16 protein-coding genes and 4 pseudogenes are annotated in these 13,964 nt (G+C 33.1%); 5 read left to right on the top strand and 15 right to left on the bottom strand.

Translation table 11 applies throughout. The features are described 5' to 3' along the window. Positions 1-267 precede the first annotated feature (267 nt). The 4 genes and pseudogenes from ACP3VS_RS20825 to ACP3VS_RS20810 form a co-directional block, all read right to left on the bottom strand. A complete protein-coding gene (locus tag ACP3VS_RS20825; RefSeq protein WP_197224319.1) occupies positions 268-795 on the bottom strand; it encodes a GNAT family N-acetyltransferase in 528 nt (175 codons plus the stop codon). 165 nt (positions 796-960) lie between these two features. After that, positions 961-1,392: a DUF523 domain-containing protein gene (locus ACP3VS_RS20820; protein WP_012294211.1), complete on the bottom strand. Its 432-nt coding sequence runs from the start codon at positions 1,390-1,392 to the stop codon at positions 961-963. A gap of 108 nt (positions 1,393-1,500) precedes the next feature. Then, positions 1,501-1,656: pseudogene (locus ACP3VS_RS20815) on the bottom strand (Rrf2 family transcriptional regulator); the annotation flags it as partial. A 318-nt stretch (positions 1,657-1,974) separates the two neighbouring features. After that, on the bottom strand, positions 1,975-2,757 hold the full coding sequence (locus ACP3VS_RS20810) for an HAD-IIB family hydrolase (RefSeq protein ID WP_197224320.1): 783 nt from the start codon (positions 2,755-2,757) through the stop codon (positions 1,975-1,977). A gap of 88 nt (positions 2,758-2,845) precedes the next feature. Here ACP3VS_RS20810 and ACP3VS_RS20805 point away from each other — a divergent pair, with 88 nt between their 5' ends. Then, entirely contained in the window at positions 2,846-3,508 is a 663-nt protein-coding gene (locus ACP3VS_RS20805) for a Crp/Fnr family transcriptional regulator (RefSeq protein ID WP_012294208.1), read from the top strand. Between the two features lie 398 nt (positions 3,509-3,906). Here the strand turns inward: ACP3VS_RS20805 and ACP3VS_RS20800 are convergent, their stop codons facing one another. The 3 genes and pseudogenes from ACP3VS_RS20800 to ACP3VS_RS20790 form a co-directional block, all read right to left on the bottom strand. Next, positions 3,907-4,482 (bottom strand): DUF5643 domain-containing protein, encoded by a 576-nt coding sequence (locus ACP3VS_RS20800; protein ID WP_426389836.1) that lies wholly within the window; start codon positions 4,480-4,482, stop codon positions 3,907-3,909. Further along, complete coding sequence (locus ACP3VS_RS20795; RefSeq protein ID WP_426389834.1) at positions 4,439-4,969, bottom strand: DUF4179 domain-containing protein; 531 nt, start codon at positions 4,967-4,969, stop codon at positions 4,439-4,441. The genes ACP3VS_RS20800 and ACP3VS_RS20795 overlap by 44 nt, the downstream gene beginning before the upstream one ends. Further along, positions 4,944-5,493: pseudogene (locus ACP3VS_RS20790) on the bottom strand (sigma-70 family RNA polymerase sigma factor). The gene ACP3VS_RS20795 and the pseudogene ACP3VS_RS20790 overlap by 26 nt, the downstream one beginning before the upstream one ends. Positions 5,494-5,828: 335 nt before the next feature. On the opposite strand from ACP3VS_RS20790, the gene ACP3VS_RS20785 reads away from it, so the two are divergent. Both ACP3VS_RS20785 and ACP3VS_RS20780 read left to right on the top strand, forming a co-directional pair. Next, a complete protein-coding gene (locus tag ACP3VS_RS20785) occupies positions 5,829-6,317 on the top strand; it encodes a MarR family transcriptional regulator (RefSeq protein WP_197224322.1) in 489 nt (162 codons plus the stop codon). Positions 6,318-6,459: 142 nt separating this feature from the next. Next, positions 6,460-7,506: an MFS transporter gene (locus ACP3VS_RS20780; RefSeq protein WP_426389831.1), complete on the top strand. Its 1,047-nt coding sequence runs from the start codon at positions 6,460-6,462 to the stop codon at positions 7,504-7,506. 149 nt (positions 7,507-7,655) lie between these two features. Here ACP3VS_RS20780 and ACP3VS_RS20775 read toward each other — a convergent pair whose 3' ends face one another. Then, complete coding sequence (locus ACP3VS_RS20775) at positions 7,656-8,090, bottom strand: MarR family winged helix-turn-helix transcriptional regulator (RefSeq protein WP_012294202.1); 435 nt, start codon at positions 8,088-8,090, stop codon at positions 7,656-7,658. 140 nt (positions 8,091-8,230) lie between these two features. On the opposite strand from ACP3VS_RS20775, the gene ACP3VS_RS20770 reads away from it, so the two are divergent. Next, positions 8,231-8,707 (top strand): GNAT family N-acetyltransferase, encoded by a 477-nt coding sequence (locus ACP3VS_RS20770; RefSeq protein ID WP_036215887.1) that lies wholly within the window; start codon positions 8,231-8,233, stop codon positions 8,705-8,707. A 98-nt stretch (positions 8,708-8,805) separates the two neighbouring features. On the opposite strand, the pseudogene ACP3VS_RS20765 reads toward ACP3VS_RS20770, so the two are convergent. The 3 genes and pseudogenes from ACP3VS_RS20765 to ACP3VS_RS20755 form a co-directional block, all read right to left on the bottom strand. After that, positions 8,806-9,726 (bottom strand): annotated as a pseudogene (locus tag ACP3VS_RS20765) (IS3 family transposase); the annotation flags it as partial. Continuing rightward, on the bottom strand, positions 9,678-9,875 hold the full coding sequence (locus tag ACP3VS_RS20760; protein ID WP_241740627.1) for a hypothetical protein: 198 nt from the start codon (positions 9,873-9,875) through the stop codon (positions 9,678-9,680). The gene ACP3VS_RS20760 and the pseudogene ACP3VS_RS20765, both read right to left, overlap by 49 nt. Then, the gene (locus ACP3VS_RS20755) at positions 9,876-9,998 is read right to left on the bottom strand and encodes a transposase (protein WP_197224374.1); all 123 of its coding nucleotides are present in this window, start codon (positions 9,996-9,998) and stop codon (positions 9,876-9,878) included. Between the two features lie 588 nt (positions 9,999-10,586). Here ACP3VS_RS20755 and ACP3VS_RS20750 point away from each other — a divergent pair. Then, a pseudogene (locus ACP3VS_RS20750) lies at positions 10,587-10,718 on the top strand (IS1595 family transposase); the annotation flags it as partial. A gap of 111 nt (positions 10,719-10,829) precedes the next feature. On the opposite strand, the gene ACP3VS_RS20745 reads toward ACP3VS_RS20750, so the two are convergent. The 4 genes from ACP3VS_RS20745 to ACP3VS_RS20730 form a co-directional block, all read right to left on the bottom strand. After that, positions 10,830-10,985 carry a hypothetical protein gene (locus tag ACP3VS_RS20745; RefSeq protein ID WP_012294197.1) on the bottom strand — a complete coding sequence of 52 codons (156 nt, stop codon included), beginning with the start codon at positions 10,983-10,985 and terminating at the stop codon, positions 10,830-10,832. Between the two features lie 187 nt (positions 10,986-11,172). Beyond that, a complete protein-coding gene (locus ACP3VS_RS20740) occupies positions 11,173-11,457 on the bottom strand; it encodes a hypothetical protein (RefSeq protein ID WP_036161459.1) in 285 nt (94 codons plus the stop codon). A gap of 13 nt (positions 11,458-11,470) precedes the next feature. After that, entirely contained in the window at positions 11,471-12,181 is a 711-nt protein-coding gene (locus ACP3VS_RS20735) for a hypothetical protein (RefSeq protein ID WP_036161455.1), read from the bottom strand. 485 nt (positions 12,182-12,666) lie between these two features. Then, positions 12,667-13,548: a helix-turn-helix domain-containing protein gene (locus ACP3VS_RS20730; RefSeq protein ID WP_426389828.1), complete on the bottom strand. Its 882-nt coding sequence runs from the start codon at positions 13,546-13,548 to the stop codon at positions 12,667-12,669. Positions 13,549-13,964: the final 416 nt, after the last annotated feature.

The following is a 13,964-nucleotide window of genomic DNA, read 5'->3' as shown; positions in this document are numbered from 1 at the left end:
AATCAGTTGTGACTGTAGTGACAGCCCTCCCATTTCATGTATATACATTTATAGGGAAACGTTTCGCACACTGAACATTTTCTTTCAAGTATGCTAAACCACTTTTAAAGGTTAACTAAAAAGACACAACTCCTTTTATAGGAATTGCGCCCGTTTGCGGAAGATCGGTGAACTGATATTAGCTGGTATTCTTTGAGGAACAGCACTTAAAATTGTTCGAGTTAGAAGAACTACCGACACAGTTTAAAAGATAATAAATAAGTAATTTTAATTTAAATCTGAAAGCAACATTCCATACGTAATACTATCTGTCCATTCACCTTTATTCCAAAAATCCTGAATGAAATGGGCTTCTTTTCTCATACCTATACGTTCACATAATTTTTGTGATGCTTCATTTCTCGCATCAAGGTTAGCTTGTATACGATGCACATTAATTTCATCAAATAACTTTTTGACTAAACTACTCACAGCTTCCGTTGCATAACCCTTTCCTGAAGCTTCGGGAGAAAAGCTATAACCAATTTCAACAGTATCCTTCATATCTGTATACCATACAGATAAATCACCAATTACTTTAGAATGGTTCACTACTACTGCCAAACTTAAAATTGTTTCCTTTGTGAGTGCACTATTTTCTAGCTTTTCATTAAACTTTTCCTGCATATTTTCATGTGTCCACTTATCATGCAAGAGATACTTACATGTATCATCGTTACTGTAAATGTTAAATACATCATGTAAGTCATTACTCTTAAAAGGTCTAATATTTAATCTTTCAGTGCTAAATTCCAAAAAAACTCCTCCTTTGAATGCCAAAATGAATGACTCATTTGGAAAGCTACAACATCTTTTATACTTGTACAAATCAGAATTTGACATTAATAACAGCAAATCCTTATTATGGAATACAATTGAATATATATTATATTATCTTATCGAAATTACCGCAAATTGTTCTTATGAAATTATTTGTAAACTGTTTCTTTTTAATATTGCAGTTGTAACTCCATTCCCAGCAATTTTCTCCCCTATAAATTCACCCTTATAAATCATTGAATTTCCGCAGGATGGACTATACTCCTTAAGAACAACTACTGTTGCGTTAACATCTTTAGACTTTTTTAAAGTAGTGTAAGCTCCTTTTAAGTATAATTCCGTAACGTCTCCTCCTGACTTCTCGACTACTTTAGCTTTCCCATCTAATACATCATCCCCGTTACCGCCTATTATTTCAGCAGGTTCTCTGAGGGTTGAAAATCCATCAAGCAATTCCGGGCATACAGGTATTGGCTTATTCTCTTCTATTAGTTTACTGATCTTAAGATCTAAACTATGCGTACCGTTATATCTTACCTGTAATCCTGCTAAACAAGAACTCACTAATATCATTAGTATCATCCTTCTTTCATTAGTTAGTGGAAAATTACAACTTAATTTCATACTCCATTCGTTTTGCTGTCTCTACAGCTACATCTTTTCTATACAGTCGAGATATCAGGAAATTGATTCAATCATTCCTTCTTTTACGAGATTGGTTAAAATTTTGGACAGATAAGTTGTTGAAACACCTTGGGATTCTACCAGTTGCTGGACACCTATAGGCTCAATCGAAGAAGCAGTAACGAGAGAATGCATGGTGTGTAAAGCATAAATAGTCGCTTTTTAAAACTTCATGTTAACACCTCTATTAGAGATTTATTATATCTACAATATCCTTAAATATATTAATCTTTCAAGACTACTGATTTCTAAATAAAAATGTAGACGAACAAATCTTCACAATTTTGACCCTATATTTTAGTATTAATCTTCAATTGTATTGAAAACGTTCCTGAACAATCTGGCCCTTTAAAAGAAAAAGACGTGTTCCTAAATAAAAGCGCCCGATTGCTGAATATCAAGTCAGTGATTAGTCTTTTGCTTGTAAGTAAAGCCCCTGCGAAGTTTTTCTTTATTTACAAAGTTTAAACCTTATTTAAAGCTTTTTAATTTATTAACAAGTTTAGATGTATCTGTATCTCTTTCATCTAGATAATACTTTCCAATTAATTCTCGAATTTTTCCTGCTACATCTGCTCTTTCAATGTTTTCTTTCGCATAACGTTTAACTTCATTATTGCCTACGCATACACTATGAACTGCATGTTCAAACAAGCATTGATCGTTACTATCGTTTCCAAAAGCAATAAACTGTTGAATATTCAACATATGAAGTCCTCTAACTTTATTAATACCTAGAGGACTAATGTCGAGGGCATGCTCTGTTTTATAGTGTGTAACTGATACAGGAATTACTTGAAGAGCTTCTAATACTTCCTCATTCGGTTGGAATAAAACTAATTTGCAAACTGGCAGTAATTGTTCCAAAGGAATGTTCGTTGAATTAGTTTTATCGATATTTTGATAAATAGGATGTACAACATTACCTGAAAAGGCGTAATTCCACTGACCATCTGCTAAAAATTCTAATTGATGTAGATGAATGAGTTCAATGAGTTTGTCTAATATTTGTTGTTCGAAATTTATCACTTGAATATGCCCATGATCATAAGTAAATGTACCATTTCCTCCAACTAATAGACCTTTATGGAAGCTACTAGGTATAACAGGTAATAAATCACGAATCGGTCTAGCTGAAGCGAAAATCACTTGATGCCCTGCAAACTTTAATTCTTGAAGTGCATCAATTATTTCTTTATCAATACTCTTGCCATTAAAACAAAGTGTTCCATCTAAATCGAATACAAAGTTCATTTGAATCCCTACCTCTTTATTAATTGACTATACCTATATTAAAATAAACAAAAACAAACAATAAAGGACAGATGTCCCGGAGGAAAAAATGAGTCAAAATCTATTTCGATCTATATATGACTACACTTTATCAAAAGAACTAATATCGTCCATTTCTGTACGTACTTTTCAACCTAATGAGATTATTTTAAAAGCAGGGGACAAGATAGATGGCCTATATTTTTTACTTTCAGGTAGATATATGGTGTCTAGCTTAGAAGTGACTGGAAAAGAATTACTCCTACGCTACTGTCAACAACCAGCGATTATGGGCGATATCGAAATCTTTGCAGATTGCTTAGTTGCATCAAACTGTATTGCAACAGAGCCGTGTGAAGTATTATTTATTCCTATAGAAGTGTATGAAACAAATTTAAAATTTGATAGTAAATTTAATCAACTATTGTTGAAAGAGCTAGCCTATAAGCTTTTAACTTGCACAATTTCATCAAAAGTAAATGCACTCTCTCCAGTAAGCGTACGTCTAGCTGCTTATTTATGCTCGGTTGAATTCCCTTCACATGTAAATCAATATATAAAAACAAATTCTTTGGATGATGTTGCCTCATTGATTGGTACTACAAAAAGACATCTAAATAGAATACTTAAGGACTGGACAGAGAAAGAGATTATAAAACGAGAAGAAAAAGAAATTCAAATTTTAGATTGGGACAAGGTTAAAGAAATCTCAGAAAATGTACGTTTTGAATAGTTTTAAATCACGAAAAATTTTATAAAACATTCTAATTTTAACAAAACTTTTTTAACCGAGGTTAATTCATTTCTTTCAATTAGTTTGTTCAACTAAACTGCACCGTTAATTAAAGTGAGAAACTTCTCAATCTATTATTCTTTAATTCAACAATAATATTCAATTTTATTGAAAATGTTCCTCAACTATCTGGCCCTTTAAAAGAAAAAGATGCGTTCCTAAATAAACGCGCCCGATTGTTGAAGTTATCATATCTATTAGCTCACCAAACATATAGCTATTCACTTCAGTAAACCCTTAAGCTTCAAGGGCTTCTCCTATAACTAAAGTGGAAATAAGCGCTGACACTTGCTAGGATCAACGCATCTCGTTAGTAATAATCGAAAAATATTTACCTTCTAAGGTAGAGTTACTGTAAAGTTTTTAAATTCAATGTCCGTTTCATTAAAAGGTTGAATATTTGTTTTTGTTTCATTGCCTTTAAGGTCAACTTCCACACTAGTTCCTCCTTGGTGGAAATTAATATATGGTATAACTGTCAATGTTTTAGCATTATCTGTGATTGGGTCTATTAGTAGACTACCTGTTAATTCTTCCTTTGCATCGACATTTTGAATTTGACTACCACCCGAATGTGATATAAGTTCGTTTCCTTTATCATCAATCACTTTGAAATCTAGGTACCCATTAGTTAAATAATTTATTTTTTCTGTGTCTGCATTAAAGTTAAAACGTAATCCGGCTGCACTTATTTCTAAATTAGAAACTGTTAAATTAATGTCTTTTACAGTTTGACTGTGATTAATAATTACATATTCTACTTCTGTTTTCATGCTAACAGGAGTAGAGAAATCCCACTGCTTACCGTCAACACCTGTAAAGTTTACACCTAGAGTAAACGCTTCAGGCAAATCATCTAGAGAGTCAATGTTAATGATTCCTGTTCGATGTGTAGGTGATATTTTTTGTTTCACTATAAGTACTGGCATTAGAAAAAGCTTGTCCATTAATTTTGATTTCAGGCCCGGATGATAAATAGGATTCTTCAATAACTTTCTCTGATGTGATTGAAAATCCAATAGTAAAACGTGTCCCATCATAGAAAACTTCATCAAGTGTAATTGATGTTCCTCCTGTATTTTTGGTATCAGCTATTAAATTTGTTAATCCTTGCTCATTAACTTTCTCTAAACCAGGATCTCCAGAATCACTAAATACAGCACCAATTATTGGTATTTTTGAAACGATATTAGCCATAGCAGGAGAGAAAGTTGCGGAACTAATAAACAGAATAGATGCTACGGCAACTGAACTTAAGCTATATACAATCTTAATTCTCAAAGACTTTTTTCCCCTTTGAACGTTCTCATGAATCGTTTTTGAAATAATTGTATCCAATTTATCGAGTGGAACGTGAATATTATCAATTCCTTCTTTAAACGATGGAATTTTGTCTGTCATCGCAATAAACCCCCTTTAATTTTGTTTTTAATAGATCTAATCCACGACGAATATTTGTCTTCACAGTACCCTCGGGACAATCAAGAAACGCTGCAATTTGCTTAACTGTATAATCTTGATAAAAACGCAGTAGCAAGACCGTTTTATACTTTTCCTCAATATCGTCCATTGCTTGAAGAAGATCAAGATGTTCCTCAGTTCCAGAATGCTCTGTATCCTCAATCTGATCAAAGATTTCCATATTAATCGAAACAAGCTTTTGTTTCTTCTTTAAAGTTGCAATAGCTGTGTTAATTAAAATTCTCATTAACCACGTTGAAAAATAACCGTCATTTTTCAATGTATTAATTGCATTTTAAAGCTTTATATAGGCTTTCTTGAAACACTTCAAGCGCATCATCTTCATTTCGCATATACATATAAGCCATTCTGTACATTTTTTCTTTTTCTTCATGTATTAGGATTTGAAATGCCTCGGAATCGCCTTTTTTAGCACGATTTACTAACTTTGATTTTATCTCCAATTAACAAACCTCCTTTCCTCTTATACTTATTAGAGAAATTGGAACAACAAAACGATTCAAATTTATTTAAATATATACAAAAAAATCGGTATCCATCTATTCTTGAAGCCGTAACCCGATTAAATTAATAATATAAAAAATAAGTACAGTATCATACAATACCTTTGGTAAAACTCAACTCCATAATCTAGCCCATTTATAAAGAAAGACGCTTTCCTATTTCAGAAAAGCGCCCGTTTGTTGAACAGTTAATTTACACTTGACACTTATCTTTGTTAACCGGTAAACTAATATTGTTAACCAGTTAACAAAAATAAAAAGTTAGGTGATACATTATGAATCTTATAGACAAAAAAATGGAAGCGTTGAATGCTTTGCAACGGCTTATCCAAGAAAGAGAAGCCGTTCAAAAGAGAAAAAGCTTCAGTAAAAAAAATGAGGAAAACTCCATTATGATGGATTGGACTCTCACTCAATTACACATTGTTTCAGCCATCAAGGCGCAGGGTTCTGCGAATAATACATTCCTTTCGGAAACGTTAAACGTCTCCAAGCCCGCCATTACAAAGGCAATCAAAAAAATGCTCGAGAAGAACGTTATTGTCGAGACCAGACAGGAGGCCAATCAAAAAGAAGTTCACTATCTCCTTACTGCTTTCGGGAAGCAACTTTCCTCTATCCACGAACAATTGCATGAGAAGGCAAGAAATCGATACCTGCGCCTATTGGATAGTTTCAATACAGACGAGTTAGAAACCATTATAACTTTTTTAGAAATGATTACTGATAAACTAAAAGATGATGACGTTCCAGTTGGAGAATAAATATGCAAAAGAGTGTAGCGCAAGAAAAATCGTTTGTCTTATATGCCTTGAGTATTAGCACGTTTTTTGCTTCTTTAAACCAGAACATCTATACACCGATCATTCCCCTTATCGGGATTCGTTTGAAGTTTCAATCAGCTGGGTGAATTTTACGGTCAGTAGCTTTATCTTTATTATTGCGGTGATACAGATTGTTCTGGGGACTGTGGTTGATCATCAAAATAAAAAAAGATTATTGCTCATTAGTCTTCTTTTGATGGGCGTATCAGCAGTCATTTGTGCTTACACCAACAGTTTTATATTGTTTACGCTGTTCAGAATGATTCAGGCAATCGGGGCAGGGGTAATCCCTTTAGTTGCAATCAGTATGATTGCACAGTTATTTGAAGGTGAAGCAAGAGGAAGTGCCATGGGAACGTATCAAATCCTGCTTACCCTTGCACCTGCCGTTTCACCTGTGGTTGGAGGTTTTATTGGAGAGTTTTTTGGTTATGAGGGAATTTTCCTTTTTCTTTTGTTCATGGCGGTTTCCTTGCTGATGTTCATTGTTTATCTGCTACCAAGTGAAAAACAGGATGAAACTGAAGAAAAACAGTCCAAAGGATTTATCCATTCCTATAAGGCAGTCTTTTCACATTATATTGGAACAAGTATTATGACCGTCGGCTTTTTAGTGTTTTTCATCTATTTTGCTATTCTCGTCTATCTGCCAGTCTTGCTCCATGATCATTATCATGTATCTTTACAGTTCATTGGATTATTATATTTACCTTTTACAGTCAGCATGATTGTCGGAAGTATGTTATTTAAAAGGTTGCAGAAAAAAATATCCCTAAATACTTTGTTTATCTTACTGTTAATTGTTATGCCATTGCAGGTCGTACTATTTGGTGTACTTCACGCTCAATCACTTGTGGCGTTAAGTATTATCCTATTTGGTTATGGAATTATGGTTGGATTTTCCGCCCCCCTTTTCTCAACGCTTATTAGCAATGAGTACAGCGAGCACCGAGGGACAGCTTTAGGAGTTTTTAACTTCGTCCGTTATTCAGGAATGGCGATTGGCGGAATGTCCTCCGCATTATATCATGTACTGCCTGGTTCTGCTTTATTTGTGCTGTTTGGTGTTTTACTGCTCTTGGTTTCCATTCTGCCTTATAAAAGATTTCAAAGCAGGAATGCTTCATAAACAAACAAAAAGACAACGGATATAGACACTTTTAATATCTGTTGTCGTTCTAGTTTTTACTTCACAATCTGGCCCTTTCCATGAATAAAGATGCTTTCCTTATTTAAGAAAAGCGCCCTTTAACAGTAGACTCGATTTCAAGATAATCTTCAAAGTTTATTATTATCTAATTTTTCTTTTATTAGCATCATTGAATTACGAATTTCATTGATCTCACTATTAGTTAGTCCATTAAACAATTGATTTACTTGTTCATCTGACTGTTTGTTAATTTTATCTAGTAGTTCTTCCCCTTTTCTCGTCAAAAACAGGAGATTTTTTCTACTGTCTATTGGTGAGCTTTTTTTCTCTATTAATCCTTCCCTCTCAAATTTACGTAAAATTCTGCTCAAATAGCTTCTATCAATATTAAGTTCTTGCACGAGATTATTTGCAATACATTCTGTTCTCTCGCTTATTTCAAATAGTATTCGTGCTTCAGTTAATGAATAATCTGTATCTAGAATTTGGTTATTAAATAAACCAAGTACCTTTGTATAAAAACGATTGAATTGCCTGATATCATAAATAATTTCTTTATCCATACTTTCTCCTTTAGTTGACTTAGTCTACTTTTAATATTAATATAAATGTACCCCTAAAATGTGGACAAAGTCAACGTTTTAGAGATACTATTTTCAAAAACCTGTGGCAATCATTAAAACCTAAGTGAAGGAGATCGTATATGATTATTCAAGAAATTAAAAAAGAAGACAATGCAAAAGTAAAAGAAATTATACAAGATTCATTAGAATCACTTGGATTAGCGGTTCCTGGATCAGCTTATTTTGATCCTCAACTTAACGACCTTTACCAATATTATAATAATTTAAAACATGCGAACTATTGGGTAGTAGAATTAGATGGGGAAGTTGTAGGTGGAATTGGTATAGCACCGTTCAGCGAACAGGATAAAGTTTGCGAATTACAAAAGCTATACTTAAGTCCAAAAGTACAAGGTTTGGGGCTTTCTAAGAAATTAATGGAAACAGCTTTGTCATTTGCCTCTAAACATTATGAAAAGTGCTATTTAGAAACAATGCATGAATTAAAAACTGCATGTATTTTATATGAAAAATTTGGATTTACACTTTTACAAGAACCCCTACCAGGTTCTGAACACTCTGCTATGGATGCGTGGTATTTAAAAGATTTGAATTAGTCATAAGAAGTTCATTAAGTCGATTATAACTAAAAACTAATATATAGAAAAAAGCCGATTTTGGACTTCCCCCTGTCAAGTAGACATTTTTAAAAAGACTAAGCAGCCATCTGATGTCGATATTCTATCGGTGTCAGATGGTTGAGTCGTTTTTGAAAGCGTTTATAGTTATAAAAGTAGTTATACTGCTCAACTGCTCGGATCATTTCCTCTTCTGAATGATCTTGTAGAAGATACAAACATTCGCTTTTAAAGTGCGAGAAGAAAGATTCAATGCAGGCGTTATCCTGGCAGTTCCCTTTGTGGGAATGGCTACCTATCATGCCGAGCTGTTCAACTGTTTGATGATATTTAAGAGATGTGTATTGAAAGCCTTGATCCGAGTGGATGATGCTTCGATACACATTTCTTTTGGTCGTTAACTCGCTTAATGTGTCCATCACGAGCTGTAAATCATTCCGTTTGCCTACTTGCCAAGCCACAATTTCATTGTTGTATAAATCTTGAATGGCAGACAGATATAGAAAGCCTGTTTTTGTGGGTAAATACGTAATGTCTGTGACGAACACTTCATTCTCTGCACGGTCTTTAAATTGGCGCTCTAACACATTCTCAAATGTACGTGATACTCGATTTTTCCATACGCGACGTTTCTTACGAATAATGGATTGGATGCCTAATTCGCACATTAATCGATACACTTTTTTGTGGTTTACCTTCAATCCTTTATCACGCAAAGCGATTTTTACGCGTGGATAACCATACATTTTATTTGCTTGATGAATGGTTAAAATGTGTTCTTTTAAAAGGATATCATCCTGTTTCCGCAACGATACCTTGCCATTTTTTAACCACTTATAATAGCCAGAACGTTGGATTTTCGCCATCTCAGCCAACCATGTAATCGGATAACGATTCTTCATTTCATCTTTTATTTGATAACGATCTGGATAAGTAGGCATTCCTCCATTTACAGATTTGGATATTGCTTTTTTAAATAGTCTACCTGCGCCTTGTAATAGTCGCGTTCTTCTTCTATATCTTTGAAGTGAATCCGTTTGCCTTTTAATGGATTTTTTACGCCTTTCGCCCCTGATCCAGCAGATGGAAGACGGTTAAACGCGTCAATCGACCCTACTTCTTTAAACTTTCTCACCCATACCTTCACTTATGAAACATTACGAATCTCGTATTTTTCCGCAATCTTTTGCATACTTTCTTCTCCCGCCAAATAAGCCTGTATTACTTCTAATTTCAACTCATTTGAATATGTATTATTTTTTCTCGACATCGAAAAATCCCCTTTACGTATAATGTTATCTACAGCGTACTGTAGTTTTTTTAACATTGTCTACCTAAAAGGGATAATATCATTTCCAAATGTGGAGTTCGGCTTTTTGTAACTATATGAAAGGTTGTACTTAAACTAAACTGACTGTTAGTTTGAGTGTAATCCTTCACAATCTTAATTATATGATAAATAAATATGTGTTTTGAAAGAGTTAGAAGAACAATCAGTAGAGGTTTTCAGTAGAAGTTTGGACTGCGGAACTGGGGCTAGCAGTGGGGCTAATTAATGTAAATGTCCGTGTAAACGTTGATAAATCAATGCTTTTGTCAATTATTTAATGTTTCACGGACTAATTTTTTATTTTGTAATATGTACCCTACAAAGCCCTCAAAAGCCTGTTCTATGCAGCTTTTGGGGTTTTTCATTTATTCTTTACAATGCAGATTAACGCAAAGTAAATTTATGTAGTAATGCGTATTAACTTTTGGCTGCATTAACTGTGCATCCACCCTTCGCCTTTATGAGTATCGAATTCTGCATCAAAATTGGACTAATTTTCTCGTTTAATAAAGTCTCTTTTTCTTTGTTGTGAACCGACTACATGCACGTTTAAAACATTGGGTAAATCGTTTTAAAGGAGTTGTTTGTAAATACCTCAATCATTACTTAGAGCGGTTTTTATTTGTAGATAGTCATAGCAATGAAGGCACAAAAAACGACAGAAACATATCGTAGTGGACACTGTCGTATTTTTTATTTAGTAGTTCAATGACTATTGAAGATACTTTTAATAAAAATTAGAGCCACAGTTTAGTGACTCTAATTTTATGTCTATTCTTTACAAAAATCCACAAATTTTTTTGCCTGTATTAAGGACATATCGGTTTGCTCTCTCACAAACTTCACCGCTTTAATTTCACCGTCGGACTTTATTTTCTCTTTTACTAAGGCAATCAGTTCTTTATTATAGATTTTAGTATAATCCATTTTTCCGACCTCCTCTAATCTATAATACCTTATACGACTACTTTAACCATTTAGTTTCAAATATATATTAATACCACAAAAAGGCATTTTTAAAAATAAGGAAAAATCGATTGTAAGGGCTCATCTATACCAGATAAAACAACATTAAAATTTAACAGTGCCTTATGTTTAAAAAAATTCTAAGTATTTAAATGATCCAGTATGTCATGCCAATAGCTGTTAGAACAGCCACTCCAAAAGATCCCAGTACTAACCAGCGCGGAACATGATTAGTCTTCTTTATTGTCACATATTCTATCACTCGAACTACTACGTAAATAAAAGCAGCCGGCATAATAAGCGTATCAAAAGTAATAGGTCCATTCAATGCAATCATTAAAGCAATAAATAGCATCCCAAAAACTAATAATGACATGAATCCATGACTAATTGGATCAAAAATTCCACTTTGCGAGGTCCTAGGGTTCTTCATTTAAACACCTCTCTTATTCAAAGCAATAGGTTTGAACTCCATCGATACCTAAAATTTCAGCAGCCGCTCCTCCACCAATTGCTAACCAATCGCTAGTAGTTGATGCTTTAGCTAATAATTGAACAGTAGCTTTAACTCCGCCTAATCCTTTAATTGCTTTATAGGCAGCCGCTCCTGGAACAAATACTGCTGTAATGGCAGCTCCACATTTAGCTATATCCCAAGTTTTACCAGCTATAACCTTTATGTCGTCCCAAAGATCTCCCCAAAAACCTAATGGCATAATTTCATTTTCCCCAGATTTTTTAATAGCAACTAAATCACCATTCTCCTCTACTATAACAGATTTGACATCTGCTGAAAAATGAACAGGAGATCCAAGTTCTTCAAACATGTCATTTAAAACCGTTACTTCTTTAGCATTTTCTGCTAATACAATATTACTATCTAATTGATCTGTACTAAAATTAGGGTCAAATAGTGCACCTAAAAAATCTTCTTGTTGTTTCTCAGTGTCTAACCCTATTAATACTTCATTAATTGCTTGAAGTTGTGTCACCACTTCATCTGCAATATTTTGTTGTTCTGGTGTAAACTGTGAAATTTGACTCGCCTCTAAGCTAATAGTATCCTTTTTCTCTGCGGCAAATGATGTTGATGTGCCTATTAAACCGAAAGTCATAACTGCGCATGAAACTGAAAGTACTAATTTCTTTAAAACCATGATATCATACACCCTTCTAATTAAATTTTAATGAAATAACGACAGAGTCATATAATTCTAGTCTATTGATGTTTTTAGCCTGTCAACCAAATAACTAGACTATTAAAATAATTACTTTCACTTACGCAAATAAACACCCTCAGTAACCCATAACATTAAGTATCTAGTTACAGATTACAGCAACTTCAAAAATCAACCATTATAAACATAGATTTTTGATTTGCGTACCAATAATGGCTTTTTCATCATCATTTCCCCCCTTTGCGTTTAAGGATGTACTCATAATAATACAAATATTGTAAAAAATCATTTCGATCTGAAGTGAAAAATATAAAGATACTTATATTTACCCATTTAGCCTTAGAAATGGGTAAGAATAGGATATAAGAATGTTTCACTAGGAGGTATATGAATTATGAAGAGTGGGTAAATAAAAAAAAGCTCCCCTTTTACCTGATTCATAGGGAAGCAATTTTTTATACATATCATGTGAACAAGTGCCTTTGCTCATGGTAGACAATTTGATAATACAAAGAATTATTTAATAATTTAAAGAAGAATCCTGCATTCTTATAATGCGTGTTTATTAAATCCTTATTTTCTCCAACACGTTCATAACATTTTGCTAAATAATAATTATAGTGACCAAGAAAAGACATATTTTCTAATTTGACAGATCGTTTAATCCCTTCTTGTAGTAAATCTATTGCTTCCTTATATGACTTCATATCATAGAAAGTTTTGGATTTATTATAAATAACTCTTAATATATAAACGTCCCTGCTCATTTTTGGTGAAGTTTCATTAAGTAGCTCTAAATTGATTTTATTATAGTAAACCAATGCGGATTTATAATCATTATTCGTTGCATAGATAAACGCAATAGTATTACAAATACGTTCCTTTAAAAAATCTTTATCTAATATCACAGAGTATTTTGTTGATAGGAGCTCTTTTAAATTACGTATTACTTCATTGAATCGTATTTTCTTTAATTTATAAGAACTCAAATTTAATTGCCATTTTAAGAAATGGTTAAGCCATGGATCAACGGGTTCTGCGATTTCTTTTACCGCAATTTCATAAATTTGCTCATATTTATGTTTTGCTGTCAATTCTTCGAAATACATGACCAGCTGGTGGACTTGACTGTAATTATTCATAAACAAGACATGGAGGAAATAAGAAAATGGTTTTTTCAAACGGAGAGATAAGTAATAAATTGTATCTAAGCTTGGTAATATTTCACCCTTCTCAATTAAACTGATTGACGGTTGTGTACATATTCCATCACTAAGCTGCTTTTGGGTTAGCTTTAAGTTTTTTCTAGTATTATATATTACATTTCCTAACTCTTGTATATTCATTTTCTAACACCTCTTTACCTTTAAATATATTTAAAAGGAGAATATCAAATGAAAAAATTAAAAACAGTATTAATTCTTGCTCTATTAGCTATGCTAATTGTTACTGGTCACGACTCAATTATTACAACACTAGATTTACCTTATGAAGCTTAAGAAATCCAATATATAGTAATTAAAAATTTTATTTCTCAAGACCCACTCATCGTTGAATTAAACCTAAATGAAAAACCATGTGCCCTCTTATATGGAAAGCGCAAGGTTTTTCATTTTTTTACAATTGCTTTTTAATACCATTCAGTTCATTGTAAAAATCGTAGCAGCACGTTGGACATTCTTCACATTCCTTATTAAAGAAATGTTCCCGATTGTTGAATATCGTTTATCACTTAAAGACCCTATAATTGAAGTATAGGAAC

Origin of the sequence: Lysinibacillus sp. VIII_CA, from assembly GCF_049943995.1 — a bacterium.
Taxonomy (GTDB): Bacteria; Bacillota; Bacilli; order Bacillales_A; family Planococcaceae; genus Lysinibacillus; species Lysinibacillus pinottii.
This window is presented reverse-complemented; position numbering and strand designations above follow the sequence as displayed.

Coding starts and splice junctions, on each gene's coding strand:
- ACP3VS_RS20820 (WP_012294211.1), bottom strand. CDS start 1,392: ATGATATTAGTGAGTTCTTGTTTAGCAGGATTACAGGTAAGATATAAC.
- ACP3VS_RS20810 (WP_197224320.1), bottom strand. CDS start 2,757: ATGAACTTTGTATTCGATTTAGATGGAACACTTTGTTTTAATGGCAAG.
- ACP3VS_RS20805 (WP_012294208.1), top strand. CDS start 2,846: ATGAGTCAAAATCTATTTCGATCTATATATGACTACACTTTATCAAAA.
- ACP3VS_RS20795 (WP_426389834.1), bottom strand. CDS start 4,969: ATGACAGACAAAATTCCATCGTTTAAAGAAGGAATTGATAATATTCAC.
- ACP3VS_RS20785 (WP_197224322.1), top strand. CDS start 5,829: ATGAATCTTATAGACAAAAAAATGGAAGCGTTGAATGCTTTGCAACGG.
- ACP3VS_RS20775 (WP_012294202.1), bottom strand. CDS start 8,090: ATGGATAAAGAAATTATTTATGATATCAGGCAATTCAATCGTTTTTAT.
- ACP3VS_RS20770 (WP_036215887.1), top strand. CDS start 8,231: ATGATTATTCAAGAAATTAAAAAAGAAGACAATGCAAAAGTAAAAGAA.
- ACP3VS_RS20755 (WP_197224374.1), bottom strand. CDS start 9,998: ATGTCGAGAAAAAATAATACATATTCAAATGAGTTGAAATTAGAAGTA.
- ACP3VS_RS20745 (WP_012294197.1), bottom strand. CDS start 10,985: ATGGATTATACTAAAATCTATAATAAAGAACTGATTGCCTTAGTAAAA.
- ACP3VS_RS20740 (WP_036161459.1), bottom strand. CDS start 11,457: ATGAAGAACCCTAGGACCTCGCAAAGTGGAATTTTTGATCCAATTAGT.
- ACP3VS_RS20735 (WP_036161455.1), bottom strand. CDS start 12,181: ATGGTTTTAAAGAAATTAGTACTTTCAGTTTCATGCGCAGTTATGACT.
- ACP3VS_RS20730 (WP_426389828.1), bottom strand. CDS start 13,548: ATGAATATACAAGAGTTAGGAAATGTAATATATAATACTAGAAAAAAC.